Here is a 15,823-nt window from a genome sequence, read left to right as displayed (position 1 = left end):
GATCCCATGCTTTTGATTCCAACGGCAGTATAACCCGCAACGACCGTGGCCAGTGGACTTGCATTGAGAATTACTATCGTGACTTGAAGTCCTGTTTGAGGGAGCGACAGTCGGCGGAGCAACGAATGAACCCGACAAGCAACCACGGGGCGAGTCCATCGGTATGATCTCTATACTGGTTAAAGCTAAGAGCGTTGTGGCTGATCCCTGACCGTCATGTTCAAAACGGCGCGAAGTGCTCTCAATGCCACATTGAAAAGGTGCCGTCTTAGACGGTGCCGGGAAACAGTGGCAAAGCAATCGCCAACCGCAGGTTGCTGCGCAGGCCCGGACAATGTTTCAGTGCAATCCATGGCGGCCGATTTTCTCCTCGAGTAGAACCGGCCTTGGCGTTTGCCCGTCAATTTGCCCCTGACCGTCCACCGGGGTCTTGGTCAGAGGAAAGATGATGCGAAACGTGGTCCCGTGCTCGCGGGAGTTGTCAAGCTCGATGTAGGCACCGTGGCGCTCCAGGATTTGCCGCGAAATGCTCAAGCCAAGCCCGGTACCGTCCGGCTTTCTGGTGAAGAACGGGTCGAATATCCGCTCTTTGTCTTGCTCCAATATGCCCGGCCCGCTATCGCTGATTTCCAGAGAAATTGCCGAGTGCTGCGGAAGCGGCAATGTCCTGACGTGAATCTGTCCGCCTCCGGGCATGGCTTCTATGGCGTTGATGATCAAATTCATCACCACCTGGCTGATTTGGTTGAAATCCATCACCCGAGGCGGAATATCTTCACTGAGGTCAAGAAACATGCCAATGCCGGCTTTGCGTAAATGCACCTTGGCCAGATCGACACAGTACCTCACGACCTCATTGAGCTGGTTGGGCAGGAACTGCGGCTCCCGGGGTCGGGCAAAATGGAGCACCTGCTGCACGATTCGATCGATCTTTTTGATCTCCCGCGTCATGTCTTCAAACATCTGTTGCTGAACCGCCTCCAGGGAAAGCTCCCGTTGCAGCATCTGGGTGTTAAAATTGATGGTTGCCAAAGGATTGCGAATTTCATGGGCAATGCCGGCCGCCAAAGTGCCCAGGGCTTTCAGCCGTTCGCTTTGCTGCAGCCTTTGCTCCAGTTTTCGCGCCTCGGTCTCATCCTTTTCGTAGTACACCACCCTTTCGAGCACGCCTGCGGTGTTGAACACCGGGAAGGCATAATAGCTAAAGTACCCCCCCCAGCGCGCATGCGGTCCTTCCCCTTGAACCGGCTGAGCCGTCTTGAGGCATGTCAAAATCGGGCAGGCTTCAGGAGGATCTTCCTGCCCATAGAGAATACGGGTGTACTTTCTTCCGATCAGGTCCCTCCCGTAAACACTCTCACTGGTCTTGTTGATACGATATATTCGCCACCTGGTGTCGATGATGAATATGGAATGCTGAATCGCATCAAAACTGATTTCGAGCTCGGTCTTGGCCCGTTCCACCGAATCGAACAGCTGCGCATTTTCAATGGCGGAGCCGATCTGGTGGCCGATGGTCTGCAAGAACTCACTCTTATCTGCTCTCAGTTGAAGGACCCCGTCGTTGGTCACATAGAGCAAACCCAGCACGCGTTTTTGGGTCATCAGGGGGATGCAGATAATTTCATTGATTTTCTGTTCCTGCATGCGCACGCGCAGATCGGGAAAAATGACTCTGTCGCGAGGAAACCAGCGTACGGATTGAGAGGAAAAAAACCTGGAGATGGTCTGATCGCTCAGAAAAAATGCTTGAATCGAGCTCACCAGGGTCGATGAGAAGCCGTGGTGGGCGGCCAACTCGATGGACCAACGATTTTCCACCAGATCTTTCACCAGATAGATGGCACCCATTTTGAACTTGAGCGTCCGCAAGATAGCGGCTAGAGACTGTTGCAGGACATCCTTCAGGTGTGGAGAGCAATGCAGCGCCGAGGAAATGTCGATGAGAATCTGCAACTCCCGATTCTCTCGAACCTTGTACCCTCTGCGCATGGACTTTTCGTTCCCTTGCTGATTTTTGGTTTTCATATCGTTCTGCTGTTTCTACGTTAGGAATGCAAAATCTCTTTCTTGAGAACCGTAACGAACCCGGAGGTTGCCAACGTTTACCTCTGCAAGGGGGCCGGAGCACGAGAATTGGTGCCGGCTACAAATCGCTTTGGGCGCTACCTGGCTGCACAGACGGCTGATGGAATTGAAGGGATGGAGTGAAACATTGAATTCTGCTGACAGCGAACAGCTTGGGGGACAGGATCGAGCGAGAGAGAATCGGACACTATGTACTTTTGCCGGTAATTGCTCGCCATTGAGACGAAATGCGTTGGGCAATGCGGACAGATGCCGCATCGACCATTTTCCCGTCGAGGGAAAATGAACCTTGCCCTTTTGCTTGAGCTTCTTCATAAGCTTTGAGAATCAGCTCTGCGCGTTTTACATCCTCCTCTGCAGGGGTAAAGACTTCATTGATGATGGCAAGCTGATCGGGGTGGATAGCCCACTTACCGTCAAACCCCAACCCCGCGCTCCTGACGCAGGAGGTCCTCAGCCCTGCCATGTCTCTGTAATTTCCATAAGGAGCATCAACAGCGGCCAGACCGGCTGCTTTGGCCGCCAATGCCATGCGGCTCAAGGGAAAATGCCAGCGATCACCCGGATAGAATGCCTCAGAATCCCCATGACCGCTGACCCCTTTGCTGCTCATGGAGAGCGCGGCGGAATAATCCGCGATGCCGAACACCAAAGCTTCCAGGCGGCGGGAGCTGAATGCAATCTGCTCGACGCGCAGCATCCCTTCAGCCGTCTCTATTGAGGCTTCCAGCCCGATATGACGGGAAAAACCCATGCGCATCTCAATCTGTGACAGCACATAATCGATGGCCTGTATTTCGCTCGCATCATTGACTTTCGGAACCACAATAACGTCCAGGCAATCGCCGGCGGCTTCCACCACATCAATAATATCACGATAGGCAAATGGAGTGTCCATGCCGTTGATTCTGCAGGCTCTGACTTTTCCCTGCCAGAGAGCCTCGCGCAAAGCCGCCGCAACACGCACCCGTGCCGCTTCTTTCTCGTGAACGGGCACGCTGTCTTCCAGATCGAGCATGATAAAGTCAGCCGGAAGTGCCTCAGCCTTACGTATCATTTTTTCTCGGTTGGCAGGCACCGACAGAATCGATCGCCTGAGACGAATGGGGCGGCTCATACGGCATCACCTTGGACGGCGGATGGCGCGCTCCCTTAGCGCGCCGTCCGCCATTGCGAAAACCAACATCAACGCTTTGCCTAGCCCTTGGCCTGTTTTTCTCTAATGGCGGCACGGGCGGCAGCCAACCGGGCGATGGGCACACGATAGGGAGAACAGCTCACATAGTCCAGGCCAATCCTGTGACAGAATTCAACCGAACTGGGCTCTCCTCCGTGTTCACCACAAATACCTATCTTCAAATTGGGCTTGGTAGCCCGTCCTTTCTTGACACCGATCTCCATAAGGGTCCCAACTCCCACCTGGTCCAATCGATCAAAGGGATCATGCTCCCAAATCCTCATCTCGATGTAAGCCGGCAGGAATTTACCCGCGTCATCGCGGCTTATGCCGTAAACCGTTTGCGTCAAGTCATTGGTGCCGAAGGAGAAAAAGTCGGCTTCCCGGGCAATTTCATCAGCCGTCACAGCCCCCCGCGGCACTTCGATCATGGTGCCGACACGGTAATCCACCGTGACTCCGTAGTGGTCCATGGCCTCCCGCGCCGCCTGTTCAACCACCTTGCGCTGATTCTTCAATTCTGCCACGTGCCCCACCAGAGGAATCATGATTTCCGGATGCACGGGGATGCCCTCTTGAGTGACTTCACAAGCCGCTTCCATAATGGCGCGCGCCTGCATCGAAGTGATTTCAGGGTAAACAATACCCAGCCGGCAGCCACGGTGGCCCAACATGGGATTGGCCTCATGCAGCCCCTGCATCTTGGCCTCCACGCGATCCACCGAAACACCCATCTGAGTGGCCAGTTTCTGCAGTTCCTGCCGGCCGTGAGGCAAAAACTCGTGCAACGGAGGATCCAGAGTCCTGATGGTCACCGGCCTGCCGTTCATGACGCGGAATATTCCCTTGAAATCCTCCTTCTGCATGGGCAAAAGCTTGGCCAGCGCTTTCTCTCGGCCTTCCAGATCCGCCGCCAGAATCATTTCCCGCACTGCGTCAATGCGGTCTCCTTCAAAAAACATATGCTCCGTCCGCGTCAGTCCGATCCCTTCCGCACCGAACGCAATGGCCGTTTCCGCCTGATTGGGCTGATCCGCATTGGTCCAAATGCCGAGGCGGCGGCACTCATCCGCCCAGCTCAGCAGAGCCATATAATCCTGATAGACTTGTGAATCTTCCGGGCCCAGCGTCTTATCCAGAAGTACCCGAAGCACCTCGGACGGCTCGGTGGGAATCTCACCGGCGAACACCTCTCCCGTGGTCCCGTCAATGGATATCCAGTCTCCTTCCTTGACGACTCGGCCGTTGACGCGCATCAGTCGATCCCGATAACTGATTTCCAAATCATTACAGCCGACCACACAGACTTTCCCCATCTGGCGGCCGACCAAAGCGGCATGCGAGGTCATTCCGCCACGCGCCGTCAGGATGCCCTGAGACGCGTGCATTCCGCGGATGTCCTCGGGAGAAGTCTCGAGGCGTACCAGGATGACCCGTTCACCCCGCTTGACCCACTCGGTGGCATCGGGGGCGTTGAACACAATGCGCCCGGTTGCAGCACCCGGCCCGGCATTCAACCCTTTGGCCAGGAAAGAGCCACTTTTGAGGGCCTCCTGCTTGGCCCTGGGATCGAAAATCGGCCTGAGCAGCTGATTGAGCTGATCGGGCTCCACGCGCATGAGCGCCTCTTCCTTTGACAGAATCCCTTCCCGCACCATGTCCACCGCGATCTTGAAGGAGGCAAACCCGGTGCGCTTTCCGCTGCGGGTTTGCAGCATCCAGAGCTTGCCTTTTTGGATGGTGAACTCGATATCCTGCATATCCCGATAATGCCTGTCCAGCTTCCGGCGGATTTCATCCAATTCCTGGTAAATTTCCGGCATGGTCTCTTCCAGGGACAAAGTATTGGGATCGGATTTCTGGATCTTGTTGATGGGCTGCGGTGTGCGAATGCCGGCCACCACATCTTCCCCCTGGGCATTGATGAGGTACTCGCCGTAGAATACATTTTCGCCCGTCGCCGGGTTGCGCGTGAAGCCGACCCCGGTGCCGCTGTCATCCCCCATGTTGCCGAAAACCATGCATTGCACATTGACCGCGGTCCCCATGTCAGCAGGAATGTCGTTCAATTCCCGGTAGGCGATGGCCCGAGGGTTGTTCCACGATCCAAAAACCGCACCGATGGAACCCCACAGCTGCGCCATGGGATCCTGTGGAAACTCGGTGCTGAGCTTCTCGCGAATCAAGTTCTTGTATTGTTGCACCAGTTCTTTGAGATCAGCTACCGACAGCTGGTTGTCAAACTCCACCCCGCGTTTCTCTCGCATCTTTTCAATGAGCTCATCGAATGGATCGACATCGTCTTTTTCCACCGGCTTCAAACCCAGCACCACATCGCCGTACATAGCCACGAAGCGTCGATAACAGTCATACGCGAAACGCTCATCCTGGGTCTCCTTTGCCAGTCCCTCAACAGTCCGATCATTGAGTCCCAGGTTGAGAACCGTGTCCATCATGCCCGGCATACTGCTGGCCGCGCCGGATCGAACCGAGACGAGCAGCGGTTTTTCGACATCGCCAAACTTTCTGCCCATCATCTCTTCCAGTTTACGCAGTGCCTCTTCAACCTGGCCTTCGAGTTCGGGGGGATACTGCCTGCCATGCTCGTAGAAGTAAGTGCAAACCTCGGTGGTGATGGTAAAACCCGGCGGTACTGGAATGCCAAGATTGGTCATCTCGGCAATATTGGCACCCTTACCACCAAGCAGGTTTTTCATTTCAGCTTTTCCGTCGGCCTTTCCTCCGCCAAAAAAGTACACGTATTTCGATGCCATAGTTAAGTACTCCCTTTTTCTATAGTGCCCAATTGAGATCGTTCGATCATCCCAGAATCTTCGGGAAAAACTGCTCCCCCCTTTCACACCAGCGAGCAACACGAATATATATTCCTAGGCCGGCAGCCTGATGGCTTGCCCGGGAATGCCGGAATACTGTTTTTCCGTAGCACTGCCGCAGATCCGACAGCCATCCAGAAATACGCATGGTTAACGGGTTTCGGCGCATCCGCCGGGCCCCGATCGGAAATGCGCCGGCAAGACGCGGAGGCATTTCAAAACGGTTTTCCAACCGCCACCTGCAGACTCTGCTACAGAGAGCCTAAAACACCGACCGGGTTGAGATAACAAGCCCGCCACCATGGGCATTGGGTTTGGTCACGCAACTCAGGCGAGACTCAACTCAACCTGCATTAAAAAAACAGCCTTGTAAGCCACAGCATCCAACACCGAAGGTCGTTATAATAATACAGAATCGGTTGATAAACCAACGATAAATGAAAATTGCCCCATTACCTTCGCCCGCAGGCCGGGCTTAAGCGGCCACCACCAGTAAACCCCTCCCGCAACCGGGAGGGGTCGGTTTAATTCTAATCGGATATGACTGAAAGGTTCGGGAATAGAGGCTTGTGAGAGAGCGACAGCGTGAGGTATTTAGATTTCCAGCCAGGAATCGGAGTACAGCGCATGACCCAAAATGACCTTGGCCGTCTTAACAAAGTCCACTTCCTCTTTGGAAAGGGAGCTCATATCAATGGCTTCGCCATCTTCTACCTTATGTACCAAAGCCTCCAGTTCAGGCCGCTTACCTTTGGCGATGTCGTGCAGCTTGGTGTCGAAGCAGTCGACGATAGCCGAATACATGCCGTAGCGCTTCAACAGGATCAACATGACCTGGTTGAGGATGGGGCGCAGATGCTCGGGCGGGCCGTTGGAAACATTTGACAGACCAATGGTGCTGCGGCAGCCGGGAGCAATGTCCTGAAACATCTTCATGAATTCCAGAGCACTCATGATTTGATTCTGTTGCACATTGACGGGTGTCTGAATCGGATCGACATAAATCCTTTCGGGAGCAATTCCGTATTCCCCGGTGGCTTTGAAGACTATTTCGGAGCAGAGAGCCCCGCGTTCATTTTCATCTCTCGGCATCCCTTCGGGACCCCAAAGGAGAGCAATAAAATCCGCGTCATATTCCTTGGCGAGAGGCAGCAGTGCATCCATGCGCTCGGGACGCACCATGATCGAGTTGATCAAGGGGCGACCTTTCTTGTGGGCCTTCAAGCCGGCCTCGATCGCTTTGATGTTGGATGTGTCCAGGGCCAGGGGTAGATCGGTCACTTCATGCACTACGGGAACCAACCAGGTCATCAGCTCTTCGCCCATTTTTCCGGCGGGACCGATATTCAGATCAACCCAATCCATTCCGGCTTCAGTCTGTTGCACGGCCAGTTCCTGCAACGGCTTGGGATCGCGTTCCTTCAGAGCCTTACCGTACTTCTTGCTCATGATGTTCAGGTTTTCACCAATACACTTAACCATACTGTCCTCCTTATCACAGGGGGTTGATGTCATGCAGACGCGCTGTTCGATTGCGCTGTTGAAAATTGGAGCCGGCCTGAGTCAAACGTGGCCGGCTTCCTGTAGGTTTTATTCGGGTTTCCAGCTCTTGAGAAACTTCGCGATTTGACTGGCCTCTCTGGGACCGACAACAACGTTGTAGCCGGGGACCTCCTCCTCGAGTTCGCCGCTGATACCGGCAGCATAACCGGGAATGACAAGGCTTTTGTGCTTGATCTTGTCCTTGATGCCGCATTTGTTGAAGAATGTGCCCACACTTTCTCCCGAGAACTTACCGGCAGCCCATGCCGTCATGACCGAAAGACCCTCGGTATCTTGCACCAGCAGGTAGGCAGGCACGCGGCTGGCTTCTATTTCACTGGAAACAATGAAATAAGTCAGGGAGAAGTTACAAGTGATCAGGACGGGTGAATTTTCATCCGGATTATTGATCTCGTAGATCCCCTGTTCGGCCGTCATGGGGCGTTGCGGATCGGTGTAAATATTCAGCCGATCAAGGAAAAGCGGGAACAGGCTGTGCGGCTGGAAGTCGCTCATGACAATCAGTCCGCCGTATTTGGCGATGAACGTGGCGGCTACCAGGGATTCGTTCATCAAATCATCCGCCATTTCATTGGCCATGATGATGGTAGGGAACCCCAGAGGACGGAACCTGTCCTTGAGGGCGGCACGGCGAATGAAGATTTGTTCTTCGAAGGCCTTCTTGAGATCGCGTGTGCCCGTATCGATCACGATATCCTTAACACCCATGCCACTCAGCTTTTCCGTCAACCCGATAACACTTTCCAGGCTTCCGTCTCCCTTGACCGCGAGGGGACACCCGGATTCAACGGCAAGCGCGCCGAAAGCGTCGGCATTGGCGGCGCTAGCGGCATAAATCAAAGGTTTCTTGTCCTTCAGTTCAGTGGCCGCAGCTTTCATGGCCTCGGCGTTATCGGAAATGAGGATCAAGCTTGCCCCTGTGTCGGCCATCTTCTTGGCGAGAGCACTGAATTTACCCGCATCGCCGGAAGCATCCTTGACGGCAAACATTTCCGCCCGCAGATTCAATCCCACACGTTCAAACTGAGCGGCTTTAAACCTCTCGATCTTGCCATCCACCGAAGCCGCATCTTCATCGGTGCTCACCAGTGCTGCCAACCCAGGCTGGTTGACAAAGGTCTTTTCATGGCGGAACAGAACCGTTTCACCGCCGACCTTGACCGCATAGTCACCAGTGCCGATAGTGACCGGACGGATAGGTGGTGCCGACTCGGCGGCCAGTTTTTCTTTGGCTTCTTCCGAGACATAAGGACAGCTTTCCAGTTCCGCCTTGCCGGATGCCAGGTTCATGGCGAATGCAAGACAGGTCGGTACACCGCATTCCCCGCAGTTGGTCTTGGGGAGTAACTTAAAAATTTGAATACCCGTTAAGCCCATGTGTTTATCTCCTCATCGCATTTCACAATCTACTCAACCGAAAATCATGAACAGGGGGGGAAATCCCCCCCTCAAGCTTACCCCAGAATGGATTCCATCGTTAGGGCCGGATGGCCTACCTTCTCCAAGAATGCATAGATTTCATCCTCGGTCAGGCCATCTTCTTCCGTAGCGATCATGTCGATTAAATTGGGAACGCCGATCTCTTCACCGCGCTTGATCAGTCTTTCGCGAATTTCTTCTTTGAGTATTTTCGGCATCCACACCAGTCTCTTGAGTCCACCGTCACCCGCAATGAATTTGCGCTGGGTAATGTTGTACTTGCTGTGCCCGACGAAGCCCGGAGTCACGTTTCCGCCGCCGATGGTTCCGGCCAGCGTCGTGAACTTCATGCCACTGGGGGTCATACCCGTGTAATCGCGGTTAACCGTCATGATGCCATTGCACATGGGCAGAACCGCAGCGATGCACTCGCAGCACCCGCAGGTGGTCATCGGATCGTACACGATGCTGTAGAAGTTGTAGCTGGAGATCGACTGGCGCGAAGCTTTGTATACGAAATCGTTGACGCCCTTCCAGTTGCCCAGCACCGGATCCAGGGTTTCTCCCTTTTGAATCGGCTGGTTGGGGCCGGTCGGATTGATTTCGAAAGAAGCTTTGCAGTCAAGCCAGTTGTAGGCACCGCACAATCCCGTTCGCTCGGGGCTGATCACGCACACGTGGGTGGGCGCAAAGGACTGACACAGGGTACAGGAGTAATAGGTTTCCGTGGTTTCATCGGTCATGCCCTCAATGCGCTCGTCACGGGTCTTGTACGCAGCCTGCGCTTTGGGGACGATTTCTTTGACCTTGGCTTCATCGGTGTAGATCTTCACCTGGCATTTGTCAAAAATGGCACCGAAATCCTGATGATACTTGGCATGCAGGATTTTGCCGATATGTTCCATGGTGAAGCCCTTTTCAACGGCCTGCTTGCCAATGCGATACCAGGCAATGTCACGCTGTCCGATGTGCATGACACCCTGAGCATAGTTCACCAGATGGTGGATCTGACGCTCAAGAATCGGCTCATAGTCTTCCTGCATCTTGCGGCCGGCCACTTCCACCACCACTGCCAGAGGAAGCCTGCTGCCCGGCTGCACGTCTTTGATGTCCGGACCGATGACTTCCACCTTGCCGTCTTCTACCGCATTCATATCGGCAATCTGCACCAACTCGCAGCAGGGGGTCTTGCCGCCGCCGCATTCCAGATAGACATCGTCCTTGCGAACCCGCTCACCCTCGAACGCCGGACCGTAGGAGACGGGTACGGGAATTTCCGTAATGGTCACCTTCAGGCCGCGCACTTCGATGGATTTGGCCGTGATCTGATCGTACGGCACGCTGGAGACGACGTGTTCGTAGGTGCAGATACCGGTCGGCAGAATCTCCGGGATGTCCGTATCGGCGATGGTGGGAAAGCCCCAGTTGATGGCACCGGCTGCGTTGGCTGCCCATTCGGCGTTGACTTCGCCGAACGCATTGACAAAGGCAAAAATCCTGTCCTTGTTGTACTTCAGCATGGCTTTGTAATCGCCGGGCTGAATACCGCCAAACGCCATTCCAGCACGGTTGGCAAATCCGAGGGCAAATACCGCCGCGGAAATATCGGGACCGAAAGGAATGAGGCGTGTACCCCAGCCCACCTGCACGCCGGCTTCGATCAATTGCTCGGTGAAGGTGGTTCCTGCCTGGTTGGCGCACATAAACACGTACAGATTCTTTTTCTGGTAGTCCTCGGCGATCATCTTGGCGATTTCCGGATCGGGGGCCGCACCGACGATGGCCGCAAAACCAGGGGCACTGCCGTCAACAAATTCCACGCCGCGTTTCCGCATGATCACGTCATCGGCGGCACCCAACCAGATCTTGCCGTTCTCTATATCGCAATCTTCGCCGGGCAGATAGAAATCAGGGTCCTCTACGTAGCGAATGGCTTCGTAGATTTCCTCTGCCAAAATCGCAGCCATGCCGGCATCCAGAGTGTGGCCAAGGTAGGGAACATGGATCTGGCCCTTGATGTGCGGGGGCAGCAACTGCTTACATCGTTCCAGAACCGGTTCGGCGTCTGCCAGTTTTTCAACTTTGACTCCCAAAATAGAATAAATGACCGGCAGAAAATACGCTGTATTGGGAAAAGCCAACGCTTGATCAGGCCCATATTTGGCCATTGCCTGTTTGAATTTACCTTCAACCTTGGAGATTATATTGTAGGCGCCTTGAATCGCAGCAAAAGCGACTAACCTGGACATAATATACTCCTTTTCTTAAGGGTGCTTCCCTATGTGTTTGGGTGACTAAAGAATCGGCTTCGAACCGACATTCACTCCGCCCTGTCTACCAGCGGGGAATGCGAACGCCGGAGCCGGCGGCATTCCCCATAGAGGCCAATGATCCTTAGGCCCTGCGGTCTTCCATGCTGAACAGCTTGCGTTCACGCTCGCCCATGATGCCCAGGGCCTCGCGCTTCTTGTCGATATGGGCGATCATCTTGTGGGCCATATCGTGCGGATCGACCGCGAAATCCCATTTGCCCATGCCCATCTCTTCCAGGCCCTCGAACAGCAGCTTGTGGAACTTGGTTCCCTCGATGCTCGGGAAGGTCACACCAAAAATGGTGTACACACCGGAAGCCACAAAATAATGGCCGATGGAGATGGCCTTCTCGCTCATGTACTCGGGCGCCGCCCCCGCTACCGGCAGATCGGCGATGCTGTCGCCCAGGCCACCGATCTTCACCATCTCGGCACAGGCAATCAGAATACGGCTGTTGTCCACACACGACCCCAGGCTCAAAACCGGCGGCATGCCCACCGTCTCGCACACTTCCCGCAGCCCGTCACCGGCCAGTACCGCCGCATCCGGCTTCATCAGGCCGGCCTTGGCCAGAGAAATCTGCGAACAACCGGTCTGCACCACCAACACATTGTTCTTGATCAGCTCCTTGACCAGTTCCACATGCACGTAGTCATGCTTCACGCGCGGATTGGTGCAGCCCACGACGCCCGCCACACCGCGAATGCGCCCGTTGATGATGTTGTCGTTGAGCGGGGTGTAGGAAGCCCGGAAGGTCCCTCCCAGCATGTAATTCACGTACTCATGGGAAAACCCGTGAATGCCCAGATCGCGGCGCTGCGGAATGACAATGCGGGCCGGACGGTTCTTGAACCGCTCAATGGCCATTTCCACCACTTTGTTGGTGCACTCGCTCGGGGTGTGCTCATGAAATTCGATGTGGGTCGCCCCGTCGATCTTGGCGCGCGGATTGGTGGTGAAAAACTTGGTGCCGTAGCACTCGGACAACTTGGAGAGAGCCTGCATGATGCACTGCACATCCACCGCCATGGCGTCCACCGCGCCGGTGGCAATGATTGCCTCCGTGCTCATGAAGTTCCCCGCATGGGGCACCCCGTGACGTCCCAGCACCTCGGCCCCGGAACAGCACATGCCGAGCAGCTGAATCCCCTCGGCTCCCGCCGCCTTGGCCTTCTCGATGAGAGCCGGGTCATTGACCGAGGTGATCATGGATTCAAACAGATTCGGTTCATGGCCATGCACGATGATGTTCACATGGTCCTCTTTCAGATAACCCATGTTCACGCCGGCCACCAGCGGCTTGGGCGTGCCGAACAGAATGTCGGAAATCTCCGTGGCCACCATCGAGCCGCCCCAACCGTCCGCCAGGGCCGTTCGCGAACACTGCTTGATGATGTTCTCATAGTCCTGATCCACGCCCATGTGCGTGCGGTGCATGATTTCCATGATCTCGCGCATGGAGCCGCGCGGCACGATCCCGTGCTTGCGCCAGGTCTCCAAAGTCTTGGCCGGAACCCGGCTGACAAATGGAATTTCCCCCTCAACCTGCGTGTAGGTCCGCTCCAGCTCCTCGTAGAGTTCCTTGGCCACCTCCATGGTCGCGCGCCCCACCACCTCGATGCCCACACTCGCCGCCACATCGCGCAGCTTCTCTTCGTCTTTGATCTGGTAGTCTTTGATCCGGCCGTTCACCACCTCACGGAACACGTCCAGCATGGACATGCCGTGGTCGGTGTGCGCCGCACAGCCGCTCGCCACCATCCTGGCAAAATTGCGGCCCGCTATGGTGTCGATGGTCGCCCCGCAAACCCCCACCTTGGAATAGGGATCCTTCGGGTTCAAGCGGCAGGGACCCATGAAACAGTGCTTACAGCATGCCGAATCGGCCCCGATCGGGCAGGCCTTCATGTCCGCCGCGCGGCTGAACGCCGTCTCTACCCCGTCCTTGGCCGCGATCTCCAGCATCTGAATGGTCGCTTCACAGGTTGACATATCCCTGAAGTTCAGTACCTTCACCTTTTTTTCCTTTTCTTCCGCCATGATGTACTCCATTCCTCTTCTTGAGGCTGTTAGAAATTATTTCTAGCCATTCCACCATAAGGAATCGAACGACGCCGATTTTGAGCTCGCTGCCTTTGTTACATCATCTTGGCAATGAATCCCTTGACCAGTTTGATGGCTTCCGGATGCCTCAGAATCACCACGTCGGCTCCTGCAATGAGCAGGTCAATGGCGGTGATGGCTTCCATGAGGACACCGCGCTTTGCGGGATCACCCAGCTCGGGAGCATCTTCGGCACTCAGGTTGGCTTCCTTGCTTTTCCACACTTCGTTGCCGACGTTGCAGATCATGGGCTGCTGAAGCTTGTCGTCTTCCTGAGTCAAAGCCGCCTGCTGAATTCTCTCAATCACTGAGTAGGTGTATTCGAGACCGTAGCCCAAGCCGCCGGTGGTCGGATCGATGACGATATCCTGCTCTTTGACGCCCAGATTTCCAAGCAATATGTTGAGCTGTTTGGCCAGGTTGACATCAATAGGCGAAGATGAGACGACCACATGTTTGTATCCCAGGCAAGCCGCACCAATCTGTTTGTAGTCTCCCTCTTCCACCGGGGATAAAGCGAGACGCTTGCCGGAACATTGCTCCGCCACGGCCTTCATCACTTCGGTGTCCTTTTCATGGCTGGCGACGCCCCACACGATGATCGGGACATCCACCGCGTCGGCAACCTTCTTGACGACTGCGGCCACTTCTGCAGCCGACTTGTTGTCCGCATTGGGATCGGCGCTCTTGGTTTGCACGACGAGGATTTCGGCTCCGTACTCGTCCACGCACTTTTTGGCCCACGCAACCGGATCACTCAAAACCCCGGCAAACGGGGCTTTTGCCGTCTCCGACCAATCCGCGCTGGGGTCTTTGTCCCAGATTTCCATGGCCACTCTCGGGGGATTAGGCATCTCTCCTTCGAAACTATGAAATGAATAGGCTGTTTTACCGCCCACCGTTACCGCCTTGTCACCGACGCCCAAAGTGACTTCCCTGATTTTTCCCGAATAGATCTGTTTTGTTGGTTGGAAAGCCAAGGTCAGGTCCTCCTTTCAAATTTGTGCTTTTTTTCATTTGGTTCGACCGGTTACATCCGTGAACCGCCCATCTCCTGTGTTAACTGTTGTGTTCTAACCTGTTTGCTTCGAGCAGACTCAGTCTGGCGGAGGACTGCTCACCGGCCGCACCGCCAGAGTGTTCAGTACTCATCTATGCTGCACTGCCGCCGGACCGCCGGCGCCAAGTAAGCACCTCTAGAAGATTTCATGGGAATTCGTGCATCAAACGCTAAATGTTGTCTCTGTTGCAATACCGCCCAATCGATGCGCCATCGATTGGCTATGGAAGTCAGTTCGTTTGGAAGGTTTAACAGCACACTCACAGCTCTCATATTGCAAGTGAAAGTGAAATCGTTCTCCTGATTGTGAGACTTTCCCTGAATATCTGATTAATATTGAAATGTCAACTCGTTTTGAAACAACTGCCGGAGCCCCTCAGGTCAACCCGGAAGGGCGTTTTCCGCGCCTCGGGCAAGCGCCGAAAATGCTGAATTATTGAGAACATGGCGTGCGCACTCAAGGGTTCATCGGTTTTTCTGAAGAAGCCGTTTTGCACAAATCCAGTTCATATAATTTTAATCTCGTTGTGGCATATGTGATGAATAACTTCCCTATAGGTTGCAAAATCAGCCGGCAGCCGAAGTGTAGCCTTTACGGATGGCGTATTTTATGAGATCGGCCGTGTTACTTATCTTCAGCTTTTTCATTATATTGGAACGGTGGTGGTGGATGGTGCGCACACTGATGCACAGAATGGTGGCTATTTCCTTGCTCGTCCTTCCCTCAGCGATCAGTTTCAATACTTCGCGCTCTCTGAACGTCAAGGCTCCGCTACTGGAGTCGGACGCTTCCCTGGCTGCGTGTTCATATATGACGTCGGCGATTTGCGCCGAGAGAAGCGGTGAGATGTAGACCCCTCCCTCACGTATCGTCCGGATGGCGGAGAACAATTCCGAATCGGCGTCTTCTTTGAGGAGATAACCCTCCGCCCCTGCCGATATGGAATGCAGCAGGTGCTCCTTATCTTTGTGCATCGTGAGAATGAGCACCTTCACTGCGGGGTATGAGTTTTTAATTTCATGGGTAACCTCAATGCCCCTCAGGTTTGGCATGGAAATATCGAGAATCACCAAATCCGGCGTTAAGGTCTTGAGGGTCTTGAGCAATTCGAGCCCATCCGAAACCTCGCCGATGACTGCAAGATCCGAAGTCTCTTCGATGATCCTCCGGATACCGTGGCGAAACATCATGTGATCGTCCGCCAGAAGCACCTGGTATGTTTGCTTGGTCTTTGGACTCATGTGCCCCCTGTTGGGTTTTCTCAC

At 54.7% G+C, this 15,823-nt stretch carries 9 protein-coding genes; all 9 read right to left on the bottom strand.

Annotated elements, in window-relative coordinates; translation table 11 throughout:
- Nucleotides 1-339 precede the first annotated feature (339 nt).
- Nucleotides 340-2,028, bottom strand: a complete 1,689-nt coding sequence (locus K1V27_RS08365) for a sensor histidine kinase (protein WP_258929207.1) — start codon at nucleotides 2,026-2,028, stop codon at nucleotides 340-342.
- 247 nt (nucleotides 2,029-2,275) lie between these two features.
- Nucleotides 2,276-3,205 carry an HpcH/HpaI aldolase/citrate lyase family protein gene (locus K1V27_RS08360; protein ID WP_258929206.1) on the bottom strand — a complete coding sequence of 310 codons (930 nt, stop codon included), beginning with the start codon at nucleotides 3,203-3,205 and terminating at the stop codon, nucleotides 2,276-2,278.
- 80 nt (nucleotides 3,206-3,285) lie between these two features.
- Nucleotides 3,286-6,039, bottom strand: a complete 2,754-nt coding sequence (gene ppdK, locus K1V27_RS08355; RefSeq protein ID WP_258929205.1) for a pyruvate, phosphate dikinase — start codon at nucleotides 6,037-6,039, stop codon at nucleotides 3,286-3,288.
- 654 nt (nucleotides 6,040-6,693) lie between these two features.
- Complete coding sequence (locus K1V27_RS08350; protein WP_258929204.1) at nucleotides 6,694-7,581, bottom strand: dihydropteroate synthase; 888 nt, start codon at nucleotides 7,579-7,581, stop codon at nucleotides 6,694-6,696.
- Between the two features lie 108 nt (nucleotides 7,582-7,689).
- Nucleotides 7,690-9,039, bottom strand: coding sequence for an acetyl-CoA decarbonylase/synthase complex subunit gamma (gene acsC / locus K1V27_RS08345; RefSeq protein WP_258929203.1), 1,350 nt, complete (start codon nucleotides 9,037-9,039; stop codon nucleotides 7,690-7,692).
- Nucleotides 9,040-9,116: 77 nt separating this feature from the next.
- Nucleotides 9,117-11,330 (bottom strand): acetyl-CoA decarbonylase/synthase complex subunit alpha/beta, encoded by a 2,214-nt coding sequence (gene acsB / locus K1V27_RS08340; RefSeq protein WP_258929202.1) that lies wholly within the window; start codon nucleotides 11,328-11,330, stop codon nucleotides 9,117-9,119.
- A gap of 145 nt (nucleotides 11,331-11,475) precedes the next feature.
- Nucleotides 11,476-13,434 carry an anaerobic carbon-monoxide dehydrogenase catalytic subunit gene (cooS, locus tag K1V27_RS08335; RefSeq protein WP_258929200.1) on the bottom strand — a complete coding sequence of 653 codons (1,959 nt, stop codon included), beginning with the start codon at nucleotides 13,432-13,434 and terminating at the stop codon, nucleotides 11,476-11,478.
- A 98-nt stretch (nucleotides 13,435-13,532) separates the two neighbouring features.
- Entirely contained in the window at nucleotides 13,533-14,477 is a 945-nt protein-coding gene (locus K1V27_RS08330; protein WP_258929199.1) for an acetyl-CoA decarbonylase/synthase complex subunit delta, read from the bottom strand.
- 647 nt (nucleotides 14,478-15,124) lie between these two features.
- The gene (locus K1V27_RS08325) at nucleotides 15,125-15,799 is read right to left on the bottom strand and encodes a response regulator (RefSeq protein WP_258929198.1); all 675 of its coding nucleotides are present in this window, start codon (nucleotides 15,797-15,799) and stop codon (nucleotides 15,125-15,127) included.
- Nucleotides 15,800-15,823: the final 24 nt, after the last annotated feature.

Origin of the sequence: Desulfoferrobacter suflitae, assembly GCF_022603395.1 — a bacterium.
GTDB lineage: Bacteria > Desulfobacterota > Syntrophobacteria > Syntrophobacterales > Syntrophobacteraceae > Desulfoferrobacter > Desulfoferrobacter suflitae.
The sequence above is the reverse complement of the archived record's forward strand: the minus strand, read 5'-3'. Positions and strand labels throughout refer to the sequence as shown.